The organism is Serratia liquefaciens, from assembly GCF_027594825.1.
Classification (GTDB): Bacteria; Pseudomonadota; Gammaproteobacteria; order Enterobacterales; family Enterobacteriaceae; genus Serratia; species Serratia liquefaciens_A.
Genome location: NZ_CP088930.1, coordinates 2,110,915 through 2,128,621, shown reverse-complemented (window position 1 = coordinate 2,128,621; position 17,707 = coordinate 2,110,915). Strand labels below are relative to the sequence as shown.

Genomic DNA, 17,707 nt, shown 5'->3' with positions numbered 1-17,707 from the left:
AAAAACCTGTCTTTCGACCCTATCTTTGCATAGGAAACCGACCTTGGACGGCCGGCGTTAGCGGTGGGTTGTACGATTATCCTGCAACGAGAGGCGCTGGCCGAGGGAAAATATCCTTTAAGGAGTTATGCCCCCGGCCAACGCTGACATCAGTCAAAAGTGCATTTTAGAAAAGATATTTCACGCCAAGCGCAGCCTGGGTGTCGCTGTAGCCTTTATCCCCCATTTGTTGCCCAATGTTTGCCCACAGATTCAGATTGTTACCGAGTTGCCCTTCCACACCCGTTTTTATTTCGCCGATCTGGCGAGTGCCAGCCATTGAGACTCTGGTGTCATCCAGGGTCACGCCGAAGTTTTTACTGTTGTGGAGCCAGCTGGCTTCAACAAAGGGTTGGAATGTCCGATCCTTACCTTCGTCGATAGCGCTGTGCCCTTTAATGTACGCCTTGACACCAAGGCGGGTGCGGATGTTGTTTTGTCCGTCGCCCTGCACGCGAGTGCCATTGGATTCGGTATGTTCCTTCGCTTTCACGCCCATCCAGGTAACCTGAGCCTGAGGTTGTAACCAGAAGGTTCTGATCATTCCCTGGCGGCTCTTGCTTTCACCGAGAAGGAAGCTGTAACCGCTGGCTAATGAGGCGGTAAATCCACGGGATTTATATTTCTCGGCGTCGAGGTTGTCGCCATTCACCTCGTTGTTAAACCACTGGTATTGCAGCCAGCCATCCATATAAAGCCCTGACTTATTTGCCGCATTCGCATACCAGGTGCCGTAAATGCCAGTGGAGTAACCATCAATATTCCCACGTGAGCCATAGCCGGTAACTGATGAGTGCGTATGGCTTTTCTGGTTGGCATAGCCTGACATCACACCGAGGTGGTAACGGTTGAGTCCGTCGCTGGTCCACTGAGCGATATCTGCGCCCAACTGCACCACATAACGGTTGGCCTGAGTCTTGTTCTGACCATCAGCCATCTGGCTGCGTTGATGCCCACCCTGGTTACGTAACCACATGCTGGTCACTTTTTTCTCACCGGTAAGCACGTCGGTGTACTGGGTTTCACCCAAACGGTCGTGCAGCGAGAGAGTAAACAGCGTATTGGCGGCCAGCATATTTGTGGCATAGCTGCCTGTTTCTGGGCGGAAGATATGCTCGGTAGGGCGTGCTGGTTCCAGAGGATTTACTGGGAGGAGTGGCGTTGAAGGATCCGCCGGTATTACAGGCTCTACCGGTGTTACAGGTTGTTCCGACGTCCCTGGGTCGATAGGTGGGATAACAGGTTTTTCTTCCGATATGCCGGGGTCGACAGGGTTTGCCTGCGTGCTGGTCAGATACCAGTTTTTGTTTTTCTTAACCAGGTCGTAATCATAGGCGCCGGCAGCAATACGCCCTGATTTGGTGAAAATGCCTTCAGACTTTCCGCCGACGGAAATCAGCTCGATGCCTTCGACCGTTTGTGCGCCGTTGCCGCCAGCCTTGTTAATCTGAACGTTTGAATTACCCGCCGAGTTGCCGGTGATCACCAGCCTGTCCGTTTGCGACTTATCGTCACCCAGCAGGGTATTGAAAATCAGAGTGCCATTGTTACCGGTGTAGTTTTGAGTGGTGAGTGTCTTAAACTGCCCGCCGGTCGGGGCAGAGAAGGCAAGGGTGCCGGCGTTGCTGACAGACTGTGATACCGATGAATTATCGGTTACCGTCCATACTCCGCCTTGGTCGAGAGCCATATTAGTGGCATTTTTGGCTGCGCCGGTAAGGGTGGCATCTTCCAGCCTTACTGAGACCACGTTTTCTGGGGCGGCAATGATATTGCCGTAGAGGCTGGAGTTTTTTGCAGTGAAATTGACAGCGGCATGCTGACCGGGATCTGCATCAAAGGCGTTAATCAGCAGGCCGCTGCCGGAGCGTGGGGTAATGACATTGTTGAAATTCACATCGATTGCAGCCCCTTTTGAATGAAGCATATTACCCTGAGAGGCCGTTATTGTGCTATCAGTTATACTGACGGTGCTGGTATCATCAGCATTTGATAGATCGTCCCTGTTGGCAAAAATAACAGCGGCATTTCTTCCTTCGGTCTGGATTTGAGTACCGGTGACGCTCAACTGGCCGCCGTTATATACGCCAAGGCCGTGAGCTATTTCGCCGGTTGTTGTGATACTTCCTCCAACCAGAGTAACTTCTCCTTTATTACCAGCTACGGCACCTGCCGAGTTGAGTCCCTTTGTTTCGATGATTGCATTAGTCGCAGATACCGATGAACCCACATCCGCCGCACCTACCCCGTAGCCTCGGGTATTGAACGTTTTTATAGTGCCATCATTGATAATAACCTTACCGCTTTTATAGGCAGCCGCTCCATAAGAGTCTTTGCCGGTTGTTTCGGTATTTACGTTAAACGTCTCAATAACGGCATTATTGTTCTTGGCCAGGAACCCTACGCCTTCTTCTCCGGCGGTTTTTATGCTGCTATCACGAAGAGTGACTTTGGCATTATTCAGAGACACTGCCCCTACAGCGTTGTTCCCGATGGTTTCAATGGTCGTATTGATAACTTCAGCAGATGAGCCCGTATCCGTAGCGGCAATACCGTGGCCGTTAATATCTGCGGTTTTTATAGTGCTGTCGTTAATGATAAGTTTTCCGCTTTGATATGCCGCCACACCATAAGAATCCTGACCTGTTGTTTCTATAATGGTATCGGATACTTCAATGGAGGAATCGGCATCGCTGACATAGACCCCACGACTATTCTCCCCAGTGGTTTTTATACTCCCGCCGCTGACGATGTTTTTCCCACCCTGATAAGCCGCCGCACCATAGGCTTCTTTTCCGCCTGTAGCTATGTCGACATCAGATGCCTTAACGGAACTGCCCGCGCCAAATGCATGGAGCCCATTGCTCATATCACCCGCGGTTTTTATACTGCCGCCTTTAAGGGTTATTATCGCGGCATCCTGAGCCATGGCTCCCTTGGTTCCATCTCCTCTGATATCCAGCGTGGTGCCAGTGGTGCTGATAGTCGAGCCGTTACCAGACGCCACAAGCCCGCCCCCCATCTTGCCAAGGGTGGTAATGCTCCCATCTGTCAGCGATATATGCGATTGGCCAGTAGCAATTGCCCCAGATTTATAATCTGAACTAGTGGTAAGTACAGTTATATTTTTCCCTGTGATATTACTATCCTTGCCGAAGGCAATAAGGCCATCGAATGTTTTGTTTTCTACATCACTTTGCTTGCCGTTAGTGACAATCAGCGTGTCTGCAAAAGCATTAGGTAAACCGGGTAAAAAACACGAAGTGCCTAATATTAGCGCTCCATTAATGGCGTGGGCTATCTTTTTTACTTTGAAGCTGAACATGGTATTAACGTCCCTTATGTTAATTTAAATATGATTGATATTTTATTTGTTTGAGGGAGAGTTGGCCGAGGAATAGGGTGGTAATGCATTAAGTTATTTGAGGCTGATTATTGTCTCTCTCGGTATCTAACATGGCTAAAATAGCTCAACTTCAAATTGGGGTAAAGCTTTAGGTTCTGATTTGTATTGATTATTTAAAGTGGGTTAGCCTATTTGATGTTATTTGTTTTTGTTATGAATTAATATGTGATGCGCTTACTGTTTATGTTTTTTATTTAAAATATATTTTTTTAAATAAAGTCAAGGAGTTGTGATGTTTTTTTGTATTGTGTAAGAGTGGGTTACGGAGGAGGTTAACGTTGAAAACTAAAATATCCTTGTATGTTTTTGATTGGATTAATTATTAATTGGTTTACAAGAAAGTAGAATGCCTTATGTCATACTTTAAACAAATAAGCTTGATGTGTACGACTGCAATGATGATTTTATAGTGTGTGATATATGAGAGATAATATAATCATTTAGACTAGCTATTTAAAAATAGTGATTGTTCCTTCCTGTGGGGGAAATATGCGTGTTCTTCTAAATATGGTGCCCGGACTCGGACAACCGGTGCTTGCGCCGGATTGAACAACGCTTTAGCGTTGGCCCGTAGGGGGAGGCCTTTAGGCCGAATAATCGAACTTGTTCGATGAAGAGTCCAACTCCAGAAAGCAAAAAACCCGCCATAGGCGGGTTCTTCTAAATAGGGTGCCCGGACTCGGACACCCGGTGCTTGCGCCGGATTGAACAACGCTTTAGCGTTGGCCCGCAGGGTGAGGCCTTTAGGCCGAATAATCGAACTTGTTCGATGAAGAGCTCAACTCCAGAAAGCAAAAAAACCGCCATAGGCGGGTTCTTCTAAATATGGTGCCCGGACTCGGACAACCGGTGCTTGCGCCGGATTGAACAACGCTTTAGCGTTGGCCCGCAGGGGGAGGCCTTTAGGCCGAATAATCGAACTTGTTCGATGAAGAGTCCTACCCCAGAAAAGCAAAAACCCAGCCATTGGCTGGGTTCTCTAAATATGGTGCCCGGACTCGGAATCGAACCAAGGACACGGGGATTTTCAATCCCCTGCTCTACCGACTGAGCTATCCGGGCAACGGGGCGCATTTAACCCTATTGGCCGGATATCGTCAATCGCTTTCTGTCACAAAGCCGATCGGTTGCTCTATTTTCATGCAGTGACGATCGAAGCCTGCGGCGTTTTGGGGCATCAACACCCGGTAAGTATGCAAAAAATCCGTGTATTTATACCGTTTTGATTTTTCTGTATTTTATTTTTATTCTTTTTATAACAGTTAGTTACGCTGGTGTGTTCAAGTGGGTGATCAGCATAATAGTTACTTGAACCTCATAAAAAAACATGCAATCATTGCGCAAATTTTAGCACTCTACGTCCCCTAACGGCGTTTCCGCTCATTTAAGTCAGAGGGTTGCAGGCATGACTGGTATGGTTCCTCAAGCGCCACTGCGCACCAGACATCTGATGATGCCGCTACTCCGCCGCTATCTTTCCCGAACGCCGTCCTCCAGAAACGCCCAGCCCAGCATGCGGTAAGGCAACTTCATGCTCGCTGTTAGGCATTATTAAAAATAGAGCTGCGGCTCTGATTTTACTGATGTCTATTGGACGCTGCTGATACCAGTTCCCGATAGTACCCTGATAATCTTAAGATCATCAGCCGGTCACGCATGCGCTCTATGCTGCCACCCCGGACATCAATTTGCCGGGATAACCTTTGTTATCTCATCACCGTGCCTTGTGGCACACCCTCATCCTTAACCGTTTGAGAGTTAGCACTATGAAAGAATTGAAAATAGCTACCAGTGCCAGCCTGGTCGCCGCCATTGAAACGCTGCGCCAGATTGTCCGCGTCGAGCAGACGGATTATACCGACGTTGCGGCGTTGGTGGTGTCGGTTGATGACGTCAATGCCGGTATCCTGGCGCAGCTTAAAGCCACCGGTTTTGAGATCCCGACCTTTGTGGCGGTGGCCGGTGACGAGCATCTCTCCCCGGACTACCTGCCGTTTATCAGCGGCGTTTTTGCGCTGGACGGCGCCAGCAAGGCGTTTTATATGGCGCAGTTGGAAGCCGCGGCGGATGCTTACGAGCAGGCGCTGCTGCCGCCGTTTTTCAAAACCTTGAAAACCTATGTGGAAATGGAGAACTCGACCTTTGCCTGTCCGGGGCATCAGGGCGGGGAATTTTTCCGCAAGCACCCGGCGGGCCGCAAGTTTTTCGAGTTTTACGGTGAAACGCTTTTTCGTTCCGACATGTGCAACGCCGACGTCAAACTGGGCGATTTGCTGATCCACGAAGGTTCGGCCAAGGACGCTCAAAAGCATGCGGCACGGGTGTTCAACGCCGATAAAACCTATTTTGTGCTCAACGGCACCTCGGCCGCCAACAAGGTGGTCACCAACGCGCTGCTGACCCGTGGCGATCTGGTGCTGTTCGACCGTAACAACCATAAGTCCAACCACCATGGTGCGTTGATCCAGGCTGGTGCGACGCCGGTGTATCTGGAAACCGCGCGCAATCCCTTTGGCTTTATCGGCGGAATAGATTCCCGCTGCTTTGACGAGCGTTATCTGCGCGAACAAATTCGTCAGGTAGCGCCGGAGAAAGCCGAGGCAGCGCGTCCTTTCCGCCTGGCAATCATTCAGCTCGGCACCTACGACGGCACTATTTATAATGCGCGTCAGGTGATCGACACCATCGGTCACATGTGCGACTACATCTTGTTTGACTCGGCATGGGTGGGCTACGAAGGTTTTATCCCGATGCTGAAAGAGTGTTCACCGCTGCTGTTGGAGCTGGATGAGCTTGACCCGGGCATCTTTGTTACCCAGTCGGTGCACAAGCAGCAGGCCGGTTTCTCGCAAACCTCGCAGATCCACAAGAAAGACGACCATATCAAGGGCCAGAAGCGCCACTGCAACCACAAGCACCTGAACAACGCTTTCATGCTGCACGCCTCTACCAGTCCGTTCTATCCGCTGTTTGCGGCGCTGGATGTCAACGCCAAGATGCATGCCGGGGCCGCCGGTCGCCGTATGTGGATGGACTGCGTGAAGCTTGGCATCGAGACGCGCAAGCAACTGCTGGAACGTTGTTCGCAGCTCAGGCCGTTCGTGCCGCTGCAGGTTGCGGGCAAAAATTGGCAGGATCACGACACCGATTTGATCGCCAACGATGCCCGTTTCTTCAACTTTGTTCCGGATGAGAAATGGCACGGTTTCGAAGGCTATGCGCAGGACCAGTATTTGGTCGATCCGTGCAAGCTGCTGCTGACCACGCCGGGTATTGATGCAGCCACCGGCCAGTACACCGAGTTTGGCGTGCCGGCCACCATTCTGGCCAACTTCCTGCGCGAAAATGGCATCGTGCCGGAGAAGTGCGATCTTAACTCGATCCTGTTCCTGCTGACCCCGGCGGAAAACCCGGCCAAGATGGAACAGCTGGTGGATATGCTGGTGCAGTTCGAACGTTACGTGGAAGAGGACGCGCCGCTGAGCCTGGTGCTGCCAACGGTGTATCGCAAGAACGAGCAGCGTTATCGTGGCTATACCCTTCGCCAGCTGTGCCAGGAAATGCACGATTTGTACGTTAGCTTCGACGTTAAACAGCTGCAAAAAGAGATGTTCCGTCAGCGTCATTTCCCGCAGGTGATGATGAATCCGCAGGACGCCAACGTGGAGTTTATTCGCGACAACGTCGAACTGGTGCCGATCGGGCAGGCCGAAGGGCGCATTGCGGCAGAGGGCGCGTTACCTTACCCACCGGGCGTGCTGTGCGTGGTGCCGGGTGAAGTCTGGAGCGGGGCGGTACAGCGTTATTTCCTGGCGCTGGAAGAGGGCATCAACCGGCTGCCGGGCTTCTCACCGGAGCTGCAGGGCGTGTATATCGAGAAAAAGGATCACGGCTGGAAACGCATTTTCGGCTATATGATCAAGCAATAGAAAATAAGGGCCGGTTTGTACCTTGCACCGGCCCTTTTCATTGATAACGCCACCGCAAATTATCTTCTGCGGTAACTCTTCTGGGCGTTGTTCACCTTCACCAGGTAACGGCGAGATTCGCCGGCCGGATGCTTGGTGGTCAGCGTCTGATAGACGTCGCCCGGCTGCATGCCGTTGATGATGCTCACCGCACGGCTCCTGTCGCTCGAGAACACGCGCAGCACGCTGCCGGCGCCACCGTTATAGGCGGTGATAACCGCGTAGCGGCGTGAGGTAGGGTTTTGAATCCCGCCCAAATAGTTGTTCTGCAAAATGGCCAGATAAGCCGTACCGGTATCGATGTTGTTTTCCGGATCGAACAGGTAACTGCGGCTTGGTTTGCCCCATTTCCCACGCATCTGGAACACGTCCTTACCGGCGGTGTGCTGCACCACCTGCATCAGGCCCAACGCATCTGAACCGCTCACCGCATAGGGGTTAAAGCTCGATTCAGTCTGCATGATCGCCAGGATCAGCGACTCTTCCACGCCGTATTTTTCCGATGCCTTGCGCACCATCGGCAGGTATTTGTGGGCACGTTTGTCCAGGTGGTTTGGCACCAGTTGAATAGTGACCGAGTAAATCACGTGCAGGCCGGAGGTGCGTTTTTGCAGCTTGGTCTGCAACAGATAGTCGGCAAAGTGCGCCGCTCGCCATTCCCAACGGATAGGGGCGCCTTTGTTATCCAGTACCTGGCCGTAAAGGAACGGCTCTTTACTGATCTGGATATCGTTGACGTCGGAATAGAGATCGATGGAACCCGGATCGTCCCCCATCAGCAAGGTGCTGATAATCGCCTGGCGCAGATGCGCGGCGGGATCGGTGGTGGCGATGGTTTCTATAGTGATGGCACCAGAATCAAAGTTGATGTGGCTACGGGTTTGATACTGGTCGGTGTATTTGACGTAATCTTTCGGCCCGGCGATCAGAACTTCGTTCAGACCCCAGATATTCTCGATGTTGTGGGCGAACTGACCCATCAGGATTTCGAAGCCGTTGGTGTCTTTGACCCAGGCTTCGTTGACTTCGGTGCTTTTTTTGCCGGAACAGGAAATCAGCAGGGGCGCTATCACTAGCAAAGCTAAAATTTTCTTCATCTGCAAGCCGTATACGAGAAGTATTGGAAGGGCCAGCGCCTGGCCCCAACAGCATTATTCGCTTGGTGGCGTATAGCCTTCGATATGGACGTCATGCCCTTCGAACAGGAATTTGATCATTTCCGCTTCCAGCAATTTGCGGTCGTCGACGTTCATCATGTTCAGTTTTTTCTCGTTGATCAGCATGGTTTGTTTTTTCATCCATTCTGCCCAGGCTTCTTTCGAGATCTCGTTATAGATGCGTTTGCCGACTTCCCCAGGATAAAGCTGGAAGTCCTGCCCTTCGGCGTCACGCTGCAGGAAGGTACAAAAAATGGTTCTGCTCATGCTAATTCCTCATCAATGGCGCTATCGCCAAATAAACCCTGTTGGCGCGGGGACTGTTTTGCCAACTGTTGCAACAGGCGGTCAACCGGCGCGGCCAGGCCGACCGATGGCGGCTGCGCTAAGTTATACCAGAGACCGGCGCCCTCATCCATGCTGCTGCCTGTAGCGTCCATTTCCAGCCATATTGGCACGATATCGAGATGGAAATGACTGAAAGTATGACGAAATGCGGTCAGTTGCTCCCGGCGATTGTTTTTCAGACCGCGCTGTTGCAGCCAGAGTTCCATCTCTCCACGTTCGCTGAACTGCGGGAAGCAGAACAGACCGCCCCACAGACCGACGGCGGGGCGTTGTTCCAGCCAGGCTCGTTCGCCGTGCTGCAGCAATAAGAAGTAGGCGGTTTTTTCCGGCAGGGTCTGCTTGGGCTTTTTACCGGGGTATTTTGCCCAACTGTGGTGGGCGTGGGCGATGCAGCCCAGGCTGAGCGGGCACAGTTCGCATTTCGGTTTGGAGCGGGTGCAGACCATCGCCCCCAGATCCATCATCGCCTGATTGAACTGGCCAACACCCTTGGCCGGAGTGACGTTTTCGCTGATTTCCCACAGTCGGTTTTCCACCTCTTTCTTGCCCGGCCAGCCTTCGACGGCATAGCAGCGGGCCAGTACGCGTTTTACGTTACCGTCGAGGATGGGGTAGTGTTGTCCGAGCGCGAGCGACAGCACTGCGCCTGCCGTTGAACGGCCAATGCCGGGCAGGGCGTGGATTTCTTCAAAGGTTGTCGGGAACTCGCCGCCGTGCTGTGCGACAATAGCCTGCGCCGCCTTATGCAGATTGCGCGCACGGGCGTAGTAGCCCAGGCCGGTCCACAGGTGCAGCACTTCGTCCAGCGGCGCTTCAGCCAGCGCACGCACGTTGGGAAAACGTGCCATAAAGCGCTGGAAGTAAGGGATCACGGTGGCAACCTGAGTTTGTTGCAACATGACCTCAGAGAGCCATACTTGATAGGCGGTCTTATCAAGCTGCCACGGCAGAGTTTTACGGCCGTAACGCTGGTACCAGTCAAGCACCACCTGTGCGAACTGCTGTGCTTGCATCATAAGCTGATTCGATATCCGGCAGAAAATGAAGCGCGATTGCAGCATAGAGTCATGATGCTGTAAACCGGAACTTTCCGACGTCGCACGGCAGGTACATTAGATGAATACTTGCTAAACCAATGTATCTTTGCATAATGCGCGTTTCCCTAATTGGCAGCCAAACAGACAGAAAGCACTATGATTAATGACGTCATCTCCCCGGAATTTGATGAGAACGGCCGCGCGATGCGCCGTATCCGCAGTTTTGTCCGCCGCCAGGGGCGGTTGACCAAAGGCCAGCAGCACGCGTTGGACAACTATTGGCCGGTGATGGGCGTGGAGTATCAGGCTGAACCTGTCGATATCGCCGCACTGTTCGGGCGCGACGCGCCGACCGTGCTGGAGATCGGTTTTGGTATGGGTGCCTCGCTGGTGACCATGGCGGGCAACAACCCGCAGCAGAACTTCTTGGGGATAGAAGTCCATTCGCCGGGCGTGGGCGCCTGCCTGGCCGACGCTACCGAAGCGGAACTGAACAACCTGCGCGTAATGTGTCACGACGCGGTTGAGGTGCTGGAAAATATGATCCCGGACGGTTCGCTGGACATGGTTCAGCTGTTTTTCCCCGATCCGTGGCACAAAGCGCGCCACAACAAACGCCGCATCGTACAGACGCCGTTTGTTGAACTGGTGCGTCGCAAACTGAAAGTCGGCGGCGTCTTCCACATGGCCACCGACTGGCAGCCTTATGCAGAACATATGTTAGAGGTTATGAACGGGATCGCAGGCTATCGCAATCTTTCCAGCGATAATGATTATGTGCCGCGTCCGGATTCACGCCCACTGACAAAATTTGAATTACGCGGCCAGCGTCTGGGACATGGCGTTTGGGACTTGATGTTTGAGAGGAAAGAATAATGGCTAAGAACCGCAGTCGTCGTTTACGTAAAAAGTTACACATTGAAGAGTTTCAGGAGCTGGGCTTCTCCGTAGCATGGCGCTTTGCCGAAGGCACCGCGGTTGAAGATATCGACAGCACGCTGGACGCTTTTATCGACGAAGTGATTGAGCCGAACGGCATGGCTTTTGACGGTAGCGGCTACCTGCAGTGGGAAGGCCTGATCTGTCTGCAGACCATTGGTCACTGCACTGACGAGCAACGCGAACTGGTTAAAAAATGGCTGGAAGCGCGTAAACTGACCGACGTTAAGGTCAGCGATCTGTTCGATATCTGGTGGGACTGATTTTCCTGCCTGATAAGCGCGGCCTGGCGTCGCGCTGAATCTATTGATTTAAGGTGCCTTTACGGCACCTTTATTTTGTCCGGAGTGTGACCGCGGTGGTAACAACATTGGATAACGCGTTGCTGGATGAGATCCTGCAACAGGTGCGCCCGCTGATTGGCCAGGGCAAGGTGGCGGACTATATACCGGCGCTGGCGGAAGTGGCGGCCGATCGGCTGGCGATCGCCGTTTGCACCGTCGACGGCGAAATGTTCCAGGCCGGTAATGCCGACGAGCGTTTCTCTATTCAGTCGATCTCCAAGGTGCTGAGCCTGACGCTGGCGCTGACGCGCTATCAGGAGCCGGAGATCTGGCGTCGGGTTGGCAAGGAGCCTTCCGGCCTGCCGTTCAACTCGCTGCTGCAGCTGGAGATGGAGCAGGGCAAACCGCGCAATCCGTTTATCAACCCCGGTGCGCTGGTGGTATGCGACATGCTGCAAACCCGGCTCAGTGCGCCCAAGCAGCGAATGCTGGAAGTGGTGCGCCAACTGGCCGGTGAAGATGACCTGGCCTATGACTCGCGGGTGGCCCGTTCCGAGTTCGAACACTCCGATCGCAATGCGGCGATAGCCTACCTGATGAAGTCGTTCGGCAATTTCGAAAACGACGTGCTTACCGTGCTGCAAACCTATTTTCACTACTGCGCGTTGCGGATGAGCTGCGTGGAGCTGGCGCGCAGCTTTGTTTATCTGGCCAATCACGGGCGTGATCTTAGCGGACGCGAGGTGATAAGCCCCCTGCAGGCACGCCAGATTAATGCGCTGATGATGACCAGCGGCATGTACGACGGCGCAGGGGAATTCGCCTATCGCGTGGGCATGCCGGGCAAGTCCGGCGTGGGGGGCGGCATTGTCGCTATCGTCCCCGACGAGCTGTCGATCGCCGTCTGGTCGCCGGAGCTGGATGCTTCCGGTAACTCATTGGCGGGAACTGCGGCGCTGGAACTGTTGTCTCAACGGATTAGCCGTTCGATTTTTTAGCCCCACCACGGAAGGGCGTCAGGAGAATATATGTTAAAGAAAACCGGGTTAGCCTTACTGTTGTTGACTGCTTCACAGGCCCATGCCGAGTATCAGTGCAACGTTAAACCCCAGGACGACGTGATTATCAGCCCGCAGAACGTACAGGTGACCGGGGCCAGCGGCAATCTGCAGATTTCACCGGATGGCGATGTCACTCGCAACGGCCAGGCGTTGAGCCTGACGGACAGCCAGCGCCAGAAGGCCTTCAGCTACCAGAGCGCATTGCGCAAAGAGCTGCCGTGGATCGACAACGGCGCTCAGCAACATCTGGAAAAAGCGCGGGTGGCGCTGGACAAGGTGATCGTCAAAGAGTTGGGCAGCGACAGCAACGTGCGTAACCGCCTGACCACGCTGAACGGTCAGCTTAAGCAACAGATGAACCGTATCATCGAGCACCGCAGCGACGGCCTTACCTTCCATCACAAGGCGATTGATCAGGTTGAACAGGATGGCCGCAATATCGTCCAGCAGAGCATGGGTGGCGTATTGCAGGACAGCCTGAATGAGATGGGCGTCAAGCAGGCAGCCAACAGTGGCGGTAACCCGTTGCAGGCGATTATGGGCAATCTGGGGGGCCTGCAGAAGGCGATTCAGAACGAATGGAATAACCAGGAGCAGGACTTCCAGAACTTCGGCCACGACGTGTGCAACCGCGTTACCGGCCTGGAAACCCAGCGCAAAGATTTGCTTAATGCATTGAAGTAATCTGGCTTATGGTCTGTTTTGACCTTCTAACGAACATCTGACAGACTGGTTAAACTATAATCAATGACTAAAAGGATTTTGCATTGATGCCAGTGATATTCCGTTATAAAGGTTATAAATTCTTTTTTTATTCGAATGAAGGTGAGCCGTTGGAACCGGCTCATATTCATGTCAGAGATGCCGTGGCAGAAGCCAAGTTTTGGCTGATGCCAGAGGTGCTGGTAGCCCGTAATGATGGGTTTAATGCCAGAATATTAAAAGAATTAACCGAAGTTGTTGGAGTCCATAAAGGGTTATTTTTGGAGGCCTGGGATGAGTATTTCAGCTAAAAACGTAAACTTCGATGAGACAACGATGTGGGTTGAGTTGAGCGATGCCAGAATTATCGGCGTTCCACTCGCCTGGTTTCCTCGATTGCTGAATGCAACGGACCAAGAGCGAGCCCACTTTGAGCTGAGTGCCCGCGGGATCCATTGGGAGACGTTGGATGAGGATATTTCTGTTGAAGGCTTGCTAAAGGGAAGAGGGGATATTACCCATTGTCCCCACCATGCTGCCTGACACTTAAAAAAAAGCGCTGATAATTCAGCGCTTTTTTTTCATTCATCCGCCAGGAACAACTCCAGCAGCGAGTTAAGGAACAGTTTGCCTTTCTCGGTGATCTGCCAGTATTCCGGCGTTTCCACCAGATAGCCTTTCGCCAGCGCTTCGTCCAGCGATGCACGGATCGCGCTTTCATCCAGCCCGGTGTAGTTGACGAACTCGGCACGCGGTGCGGCCTCCAGCAGGCGGAAGCGGTTCATAAAGAACTCGAACGGCCGATCTGCCGCCGTCACCTCATGCTGCTTGTCCCGGTACTTGCCCTGCATAAAACCGCGCGGATGCTTGGTTTTCGCGGTGCGCAGAATGCGACCGTCGCTGAAGGTCAACTTGCCGTGTGCGCCGCAGCCAATCCCCAGGTAGTCGCCGAAGCGCCAGTAGTTGAGGTTGTGCTGGCACTGATAGCCCGGTTTGGCGTAGGCCGAGGTTTCATACTGCTGGTAGCCGGCGGCGCTCAGCAATTCATGGCCCCGTTCGAAAATATCCCACAGCGCGTCGTCGTCCGGCAGCACCGGCGGGCGTGAGCTAAACAGAGTATTGGGTTCGATGGTCAGCTGATACCACGACAGGTGTGGGGGATTGAGGGCGATGGCCTGACGTAAATCGTCCAGCGCCTCTTCCAGCGACTGGTCCGGCAGGCCGTGCATCAGGTCGAGGTTAAAACTGCGCAAACCCAGGCCGGTAGCCAAGTGTGCTGCGCGTTTGGCCTCTTCCGGGCCATGAATGCGACCCAGACGAGTTAACTTCTCGGCGCTGAAGCTCTGCACGCCGATAGAAATGCGGTTCACACCGGCGCGCTGATAGCCGCTGAAGCGATCGGCTTCTACGGTACCCGGGTTGGCCTCCATGGTGATCTCGGCGCCGTCAATCACCGGGATGCGTGCCCGTACGCCGTCCAGCAGCGATTGCATCGCTTCGGCACTCAACAGGCTGGGAGTGCCGCCGCCGATAAAAATGGTGCTGATTTCACGACCACTGACCAGCGGCAGGTCGGCATCAAGATCCGCCAGCAGGTGATCGACGTATTCCTGATGCGGCACTTCGCCCTTCAACGCATGCGAGTTGAAGTCGCAGTACGGGCATTTCTGCACGCACCACGGAATGTGAATGTACAAACTCAGCGGGGGCAACTTAAGCATTGCGCATCGCTTCCAGCATCAGCTTCAGAGCTTTACCACGGTGTGATACGGCGCGTTTTTCGTCACGGCTCAGTTCGGCAGCGGTACGGCCCAGTTCTGGAACGTAGAAGATAGGATCATAGCCGAAACCGCCTTCACCGGCGGCGGCATCGGTGATTTCACCGGCCCAGCTGCCGTGGAACACCAGCGGCGTCGGGTCTTCCGCGTGGCGCATATACACCAGCACGCAGTGGAACTGTGCGCCACGGCTGCCCTTGGGCACGTCCTTCAGCGCAACCAGGAGCTTGTCGAGGTTTTGCTGGTCAGAGGCGTCTACACCCGCGTAACGTGCAGAATAGATGCCTGGCGCGCCGCCCAGCGCATCCACCGCCAGACCCGAGTCGTCGGCGATCGCCGGCAGGCCGGTGATTTTTGCCGCATGGCGGGCTTTCAGAATGGCATTTTCAATAAACGTCAGGCCGGTTTCCTCGGCGGACTCCACGCCCAATTCGGTTTGTGCGACCACGTTCAGACCGAAATCGGCCAACAGGTCGGCGAGTTCGCGCACTTTACCCGGGTTACCGGTGGCAAGAACGACTTTTTGCATGATGACTACCTTGAAATTTATTCGATTAGCGCCGCGACCACGGCGGGGATCTGTTGCGGATTAACGATGCGTAACTGTTTATGCCGCCCCAGTTCGCCTTTCTCTATGGTGACGTTGCTTTTCGCCACTTTGAACTGCTTGGCGAGAAACTTGATCAGATGAGCGTTGGCCTGGCCGTCTACCGGCGGGGCGGTAATGGCGACTTTAAGTTCGTCGCCATGCAAACCGACAATCTGGTCGCGGCTGGCTTTCGGCTGAATATATAGCCTGATTGCCAGCCCGTCCAGCACGGGGGTGACTGCACTCACAGCAGGAACCAGATCTCACCGAACAGATCCATACCCAGGTAGTTGATCAGATACAGGATCAAGATCACTACCATCGCTGAAAAATCAATGCCGCCCATTGCCGGAAGAATACGGCGGATTGGCGCCATCAACGGTTCGGTCAGTTGATACATCAACTGATCAATCGGGCTGCGGCCCTGACTTATCCAGCTCATCAGCGCGCGGATAATCATCACCCAGAAGATCAGATAACCGGCCGACTTCACCAGAGAGATCAAGCCAAACAGCAGGTTATACGGGCTGAGTGACATCGCGCCGCCCTGAATCAGCAGCAACAGCGGATACTTGATGGTCATCAGCAGGAAAGCCAACAGCAGTGATGCGCTGTCAATTGGTCCCATTGACGGGATAATACGGCGCAGCGGGCCAATCACCGGCTGGGTGATCTTCACGATAAACTGCGCGAATGGGTTGTAAAAGTCAGCGCGTGTCCACTGCATCCAGATGCGCAGCAGCAGTACCATGACGTAAAGATCAATAACGGTTTTGACCAAAAAAGTCAGCGTTAGCATGAAGTCGTCCTTCTCCTTAACTCTCGATTATTTAAAATGATTTTTCCATTTCCTGCGCACGGGAAACTGCCGCCTGCATGGCTTTGGCCACGGTTGCCGGCAGCTGTTGCTCGTTGAATACCCGCAGCGCCTCGGCGGTGGTGCCGCCTTTGGAGGTTACCTGCTCACGCAAGGTCGACAACGGCGTCTCCGGATTGGCTTCCACCAGCGCAGCGGCGCCGGAAGCCGCTTGTTGCACCAGCGCACGGGCCGTCTGGCTGTCGAAGCCCATACGTTCGGCTTCCTGCTGCATGGCTTCCATAAACAGGAAGAAATAGGCTGGGGCACTGCCCGCGGCGGCGATCACGCTGTTGATGCCGTTTTCGTCATCCACCCAACATACCTTGCCGACTGACGCCATCAAATCACTGGTGTAGTCACGATCCTGTTGGCTTACCTGCTGCGGCGCATACAGGCCGCTCATGCCTTTTCCCACCAGCGATGGCGTGTTTGGCATAATGCGTACTATGTTCAAGTTGTCGGCCAGCAGCTGGTAAAAACGGCTGACCTGAATGCCTGCGGCGATCGATAGCACCAGCTTGCCGCTGAAATCGATCTGATCGCGCAACGGCTGGCAGACATCTGCCATCATCTGCGGCTTCACCGCCAGTACGATGACGTCGGCCTCGCGTGCGCAGGCCAGGTTATCGCCGCTGCTGACGATGCCATAGTCGGCAGCCAGCGCATCGCGGTTTTTAGCCGAAGGCGCGCAGACGCTGATGGATTTGGCCGGGTAACCGCCCGCCACCAGGCCGGCGATGATTGCGCGAGCCATGTTGCCGGCGCCAATGAAGGTAATCTTACGGTGTTGCATTAAAATTCCTCGTCAGTGTGTCAGGACTGCGAATAATCTCGCGCGCCAAAAATGGCGGTACCGATACGAACCAGAGTGCTGCCTGCGGTAACGGCCGCCGTCATGTCATCGGTCATGCCCATCGACAGCGTGTCCACCTGCGGATAATGCTGTTGCAGCGCCTGGAAGGCGTCGTGCATCTGGCGGAATACCGCCAATTGGCTCTGGTAGTCTTCTTGCGGAGCCGGAATCGCCATCAGCCCACGTAAACGAACGTTTGGCAAGGCAGCCACCGCTTCAGCCAGCGCCGGCAGTTCAGCCAGTACAATGCCAGATTTACTCTGTTCATCGCTGATATTTATTTGGATCAGAACGTTAAGCGGCGGCATGTCTGCCGGGCGCTGGTCGCTTAACCGCTGGGCGATACGCAGCCGATCGACGGTATGGCACCAGGCAAAGTGCTCTGCCACCAGCCGGCTCTTATTGGATTGCAAAGGGCCGATAAAGTGCCACTCCAGCGTTGCCCCTTCCGGCAGCGCGGCAAAATGCTGAACCTTCTCCACGCCTTCCTGCACATAGTTTTCGCCGAAGGTTCGCTGGCCTGCCGCGATGGCTTCTGCGATCGCCGCCACAGGTTTGGTTTTACTCACTGCAAGCAGCGTCACTTCTTCTGGAGCGCGAGCGCAGCCTTGAGCGGCCGCGGCAATGCGGTTTCTGACATCCTGCAGATTCTGTTGGATAGTGCTCATTATTGACCCAGGAGATTGA

The 17,707-nt window shown here is 53.9% G+C and carries 17 protein-coding genes and 1 tRNA gene; 7 read left to right on the top strand and 11 right to left on the bottom strand.

Annotation, left to right across the window (positions count from 1 at the left end; all coding sequences use genetic code 11):
- Positions 1-166: 166 nt before the first annotated feature.
- Positions 167-3,364 carry an autotransporter outer membrane beta-barrel domain-containing protein gene (locus tag LQ945_RS09685; RefSeq protein WP_270102785.1) on the bottom strand — a complete coding sequence of 1,066 codons (3,198 nt, stop codon included), beginning with the start codon at positions 3,362-3,364 and terminating at the stop codon, positions 167-169.
- 1,067 nt (positions 3,365-4,431) lie between these two features.
- A tRNA-Phe gene (locus tag LQ945_RS09680) sits at positions 4,432-4,507 on the bottom strand.
- A 704-nt stretch (positions 4,508-5,211) separates the two neighbouring features.
- On the opposite strand from LQ945_RS09680, the gene speF reads away from it, so the two are divergent.
- The gene (gene speF, locus LQ945_RS09675; RefSeq protein ID WP_270102784.1) at positions 5,212-7,374 is read left to right on the top strand and encodes an ornithine decarboxylase SpeF; all 2,163 of its coding nucleotides are present in this window, start codon (positions 5,212-5,214) and stop codon (positions 7,372-7,374) included.
- Between the two features lie 59 nt (positions 7,375-7,433).
- On the opposite strand, the gene mltC is transcribed toward speF, so the two are convergent.
- Genes mltC through mutY form a run of 3 tightly spaced genes read right to left on the bottom strand, consistent with a single transcriptional unit; the run spans position 7,434 to position 9,934 of the window.
- Entirely contained in the window at positions 7,434-8,510 is a 1,077-nt protein-coding gene (gene mltC, locus LQ945_RS09670) for a membrane-bound lytic murein transglycosylase MltC (protein ID WP_270102783.1), read from the bottom strand.
- Positions 8,511-8,564: 54 nt separating this feature from the next.
- Entirely contained in the window at positions 8,565-8,837 is a 273-nt protein-coding gene (locus LQ945_RS09665) for an oxidative damage protection protein (RefSeq protein WP_020828614.1), read from the bottom strand.
- Positions 8,834-9,934, bottom strand: a complete 1,101-nt coding sequence (gene mutY / locus LQ945_RS09660) for an A/G-specific adenine glycosylase (RefSeq protein WP_420136179.1) — start codon at positions 9,932-9,934, stop codon at positions 8,834-8,836. Before mutY ends, LQ945_RS09665 begins: the two co-directional genes overlap by 4 nt.
- 177 nt (positions 9,935-10,111) lie before the next feature.
- Here mutY and trmB point away from each other — a divergent pair, with 177 nt between their 5' ends.
- From trmB to LQ945_RS09630, 6 genes are all read left to right on the top strand, one after another.
- Complete coding sequence (gene trmB, locus LQ945_RS09655) at positions 10,112-10,831, top strand: tRNA (guanosine(46)-N7)-methyltransferase TrmB (protein ID WP_044553445.1); 720 nt, start codon at positions 10,112-10,114, stop codon at positions 10,829-10,831.
- Positions 10,831-11,157 (top strand): YggL family protein, encoded by a 327-nt coding sequence (locus LQ945_RS09650; protein WP_020828611.1) that lies wholly within the window; start codon positions 10,831-10,833, stop codon positions 11,155-11,157. The genes trmB and LQ945_RS09650 overlap by 1 nt, the downstream gene beginning before the upstream one ends.
- 95 nt (positions 11,158-11,252) lie before the next feature.
- On the top strand, positions 11,253-12,176 hold the full coding sequence (gene glsB / locus LQ945_RS09645) for a glutaminase B (protein WP_044553889.1): 924 nt from the start codon (positions 11,253-11,255) through the stop codon (positions 12,174-12,176).
- 30 nt (positions 12,177-12,206) lie between these two features.
- Entirely contained in the window at positions 12,207-12,923 is a 717-nt protein-coding gene (locus LQ945_RS09640) for a DUF2884 domain-containing protein (RefSeq protein WP_044553444.1), read from the top strand.
- An 86-nt stretch (positions 12,924-13,009) separates the two neighbouring features.
- On the top strand, positions 13,010-13,252 hold the full coding sequence (locus LQ945_RS09635; protein ID WP_270102781.1) for a DUF4160 domain-containing protein: 243 nt from the start codon (positions 13,010-13,012) through the stop codon (positions 13,250-13,252).
- Positions 13,236-13,484: a DUF2442 domain-containing protein gene (locus tag LQ945_RS09630; protein ID WP_270102780.1), complete on the top strand. Its 249-nt coding sequence runs from the start codon at positions 13,236-13,238 to the stop codon at positions 13,482-13,484. Before LQ945_RS09635 ends, LQ945_RS09630 begins: the two co-directional genes overlap by 17 nt.
- A gap of 38 nt (positions 13,485-13,522) precedes the next feature.
- On the opposite strand, the gene hemW is transcribed toward LQ945_RS09630, so the two are convergent.
- Genes hemW through LQ945_RS09600 form a run of 6 tightly spaced genes read right to left on the bottom strand, consistent with a single transcriptional unit; the run spans position 13,523 to position 17,688 of the window.
- Positions 13,523-14,662 carry a radical SAM family heme chaperone HemW gene (gene hemW, locus LQ945_RS09625; protein WP_182822534.1) on the bottom strand — a complete coding sequence of 380 codons (1,140 nt, stop codon included), beginning with the start codon at positions 14,660-14,662 and terminating at the stop codon, positions 13,523-13,525.
- A complete protein-coding gene (locus LQ945_RS09620) occupies positions 14,655-15,248 on the bottom strand; it encodes an XTP/dITP diphosphatase (RefSeq protein WP_270102779.1) in 594 nt (197 codons plus the stop codon). Before LQ945_RS09620 ends, hemW begins: the two co-directional genes overlap by 8 nt.
- Positions 15,249-15,265: 17 nt before the next feature.
- Positions 15,266-15,556, bottom strand: a complete 291-nt coding sequence (gene yggU / locus LQ945_RS09615; RefSeq protein ID WP_020828604.1) for a DUF167 family protein YggU — start codon at positions 15,554-15,556, stop codon at positions 15,266-15,268.
- On the bottom strand, positions 15,553-16,107 hold the full coding sequence (locus LQ945_RS09610) for a YggT family protein (RefSeq protein ID WP_044553435.1): 555 nt from the start codon (positions 16,105-16,107) through the stop codon (positions 15,553-15,555). The genes yggU and LQ945_RS09610 overlap by 4 nt, the downstream gene beginning before the upstream one ends.
- A 31-nt stretch (positions 16,108-16,138) precedes the next feature.
- The gene (proC, locus tag LQ945_RS09605; protein ID WP_020828602.1) at positions 16,139-16,960 is read right to left on the bottom strand and encodes a pyrroline-5-carboxylate reductase; all 822 of its coding nucleotides are present in this window, start codon (positions 16,958-16,960) and stop codon (positions 16,139-16,141) included.
- Between the two features lie 20 nt (positions 16,961-16,980).
- Positions 16,981-17,688 (bottom strand): YggS family pyridoxal phosphate-dependent enzyme, encoded by a 708-nt coding sequence (locus LQ945_RS09600; protein ID WP_270102778.1) that lies wholly within the window; start codon positions 17,686-17,688, stop codon positions 16,981-16,983.
- Positions 17,689-17,707 lie beyond the last annotated feature (19 nt).

Bases quoted from the DNA above. Each gene is read 5' to 3' on its own strand.
- LQ945_RS09630 (WP_270102780.1), top strand. From the start codon at position 13,236: ATGAGTATTTCAGCTAAAAACGTAAACTTCGATGAGACAACGATGTGG.
- trmB (WP_044553445.1), top strand. From the start codon at position 10,112: ATGATTAATGACGTCATCTCCCCGGAATTTGATGAGAACGGCCGCGCG.
- LQ945_RS09640 (WP_044553444.1), top strand. From the start codon at position 12,207: ATGTTAAAGAAAACCGGGTTAGCCTTACTGTTGTTGACTGCTTCACAG.
- LQ945_RS09650 (WP_020828611.1), top strand. From the start codon at position 10,831: ATGGCTAAGAACCGCAGTCGTCGTTTACGTAAAAAGTTACACATTGAA.
- LQ945_RS09665 (WP_020828614.1), bottom strand. From the start codon at position 8,837: ATGAGCAGAACCATTTTTTGTACCTTCCTGCAGCGTGACGCCGAAGGG.
- proC (WP_020828602.1), bottom strand. From the start codon at position 16,960: ATGCAACACCGTAAGATTACCTTCATTGGCGCCGGCAACATGGCTCGC.
- hemW (WP_182822534.1), bottom strand. From the start codon at position 14,662: ATGCTTAAGTTGCCCCCGCTGAGTTTGTACATTCACATTCCGTGGTGC.
- mutY (WP_420136179.1), bottom strand. From the start codon at position 9,934: ATGATGCAAGCACAGCAGTTCGCACAGGTGGTGCTTGACTGGTACCAG.
- LQ945_RS09600 (WP_270102778.1), bottom strand. From the start codon at position 17,688: ATGAGCACTATCCAACAGAATCTGCAGGATGTCAGAAACCGCATTGCC.
- mltC (WP_270102783.1), bottom strand. From the start codon at position 8,510: ATGAAGAAAATTTTAGCTTTGCTAGTGATAGCGCCCCTGCTGATTTCC.
- LQ945_RS09620 (WP_270102779.1), bottom strand. From the start codon at position 15,248: ATGCAAAAAGTCGTTCTTGCCACCGGTAACCCGGGTAAAGTGCGCGAA.
- LQ945_RS09610 (WP_044553435.1), bottom strand. From the start codon at position 16,107: ATGCTAACGCTGACTTTTTTGGTCAAAACCGTTATTGATCTTTACGTC.
- LQ945_RS09635 (WP_270102781.1), top strand. From the start codon at position 13,010: ATGCCAGTGATATTCCGTTATAAAGGTTATAAATTCTTTTTTTATTCG.
- speF (WP_270102784.1), top strand. From the start codon at position 5,212: ATGAAAGAATTGAAAATAGCTACCAGTGCCAGCCTGGTCGCCGCCATT.
- LQ945_RS09685 (WP_270102785.1), bottom strand. From the start codon at position 3,364: ATGTTCAGCTTCAAAGTAAAAAAGATAGCCCACGCCATTAATGGAGCG.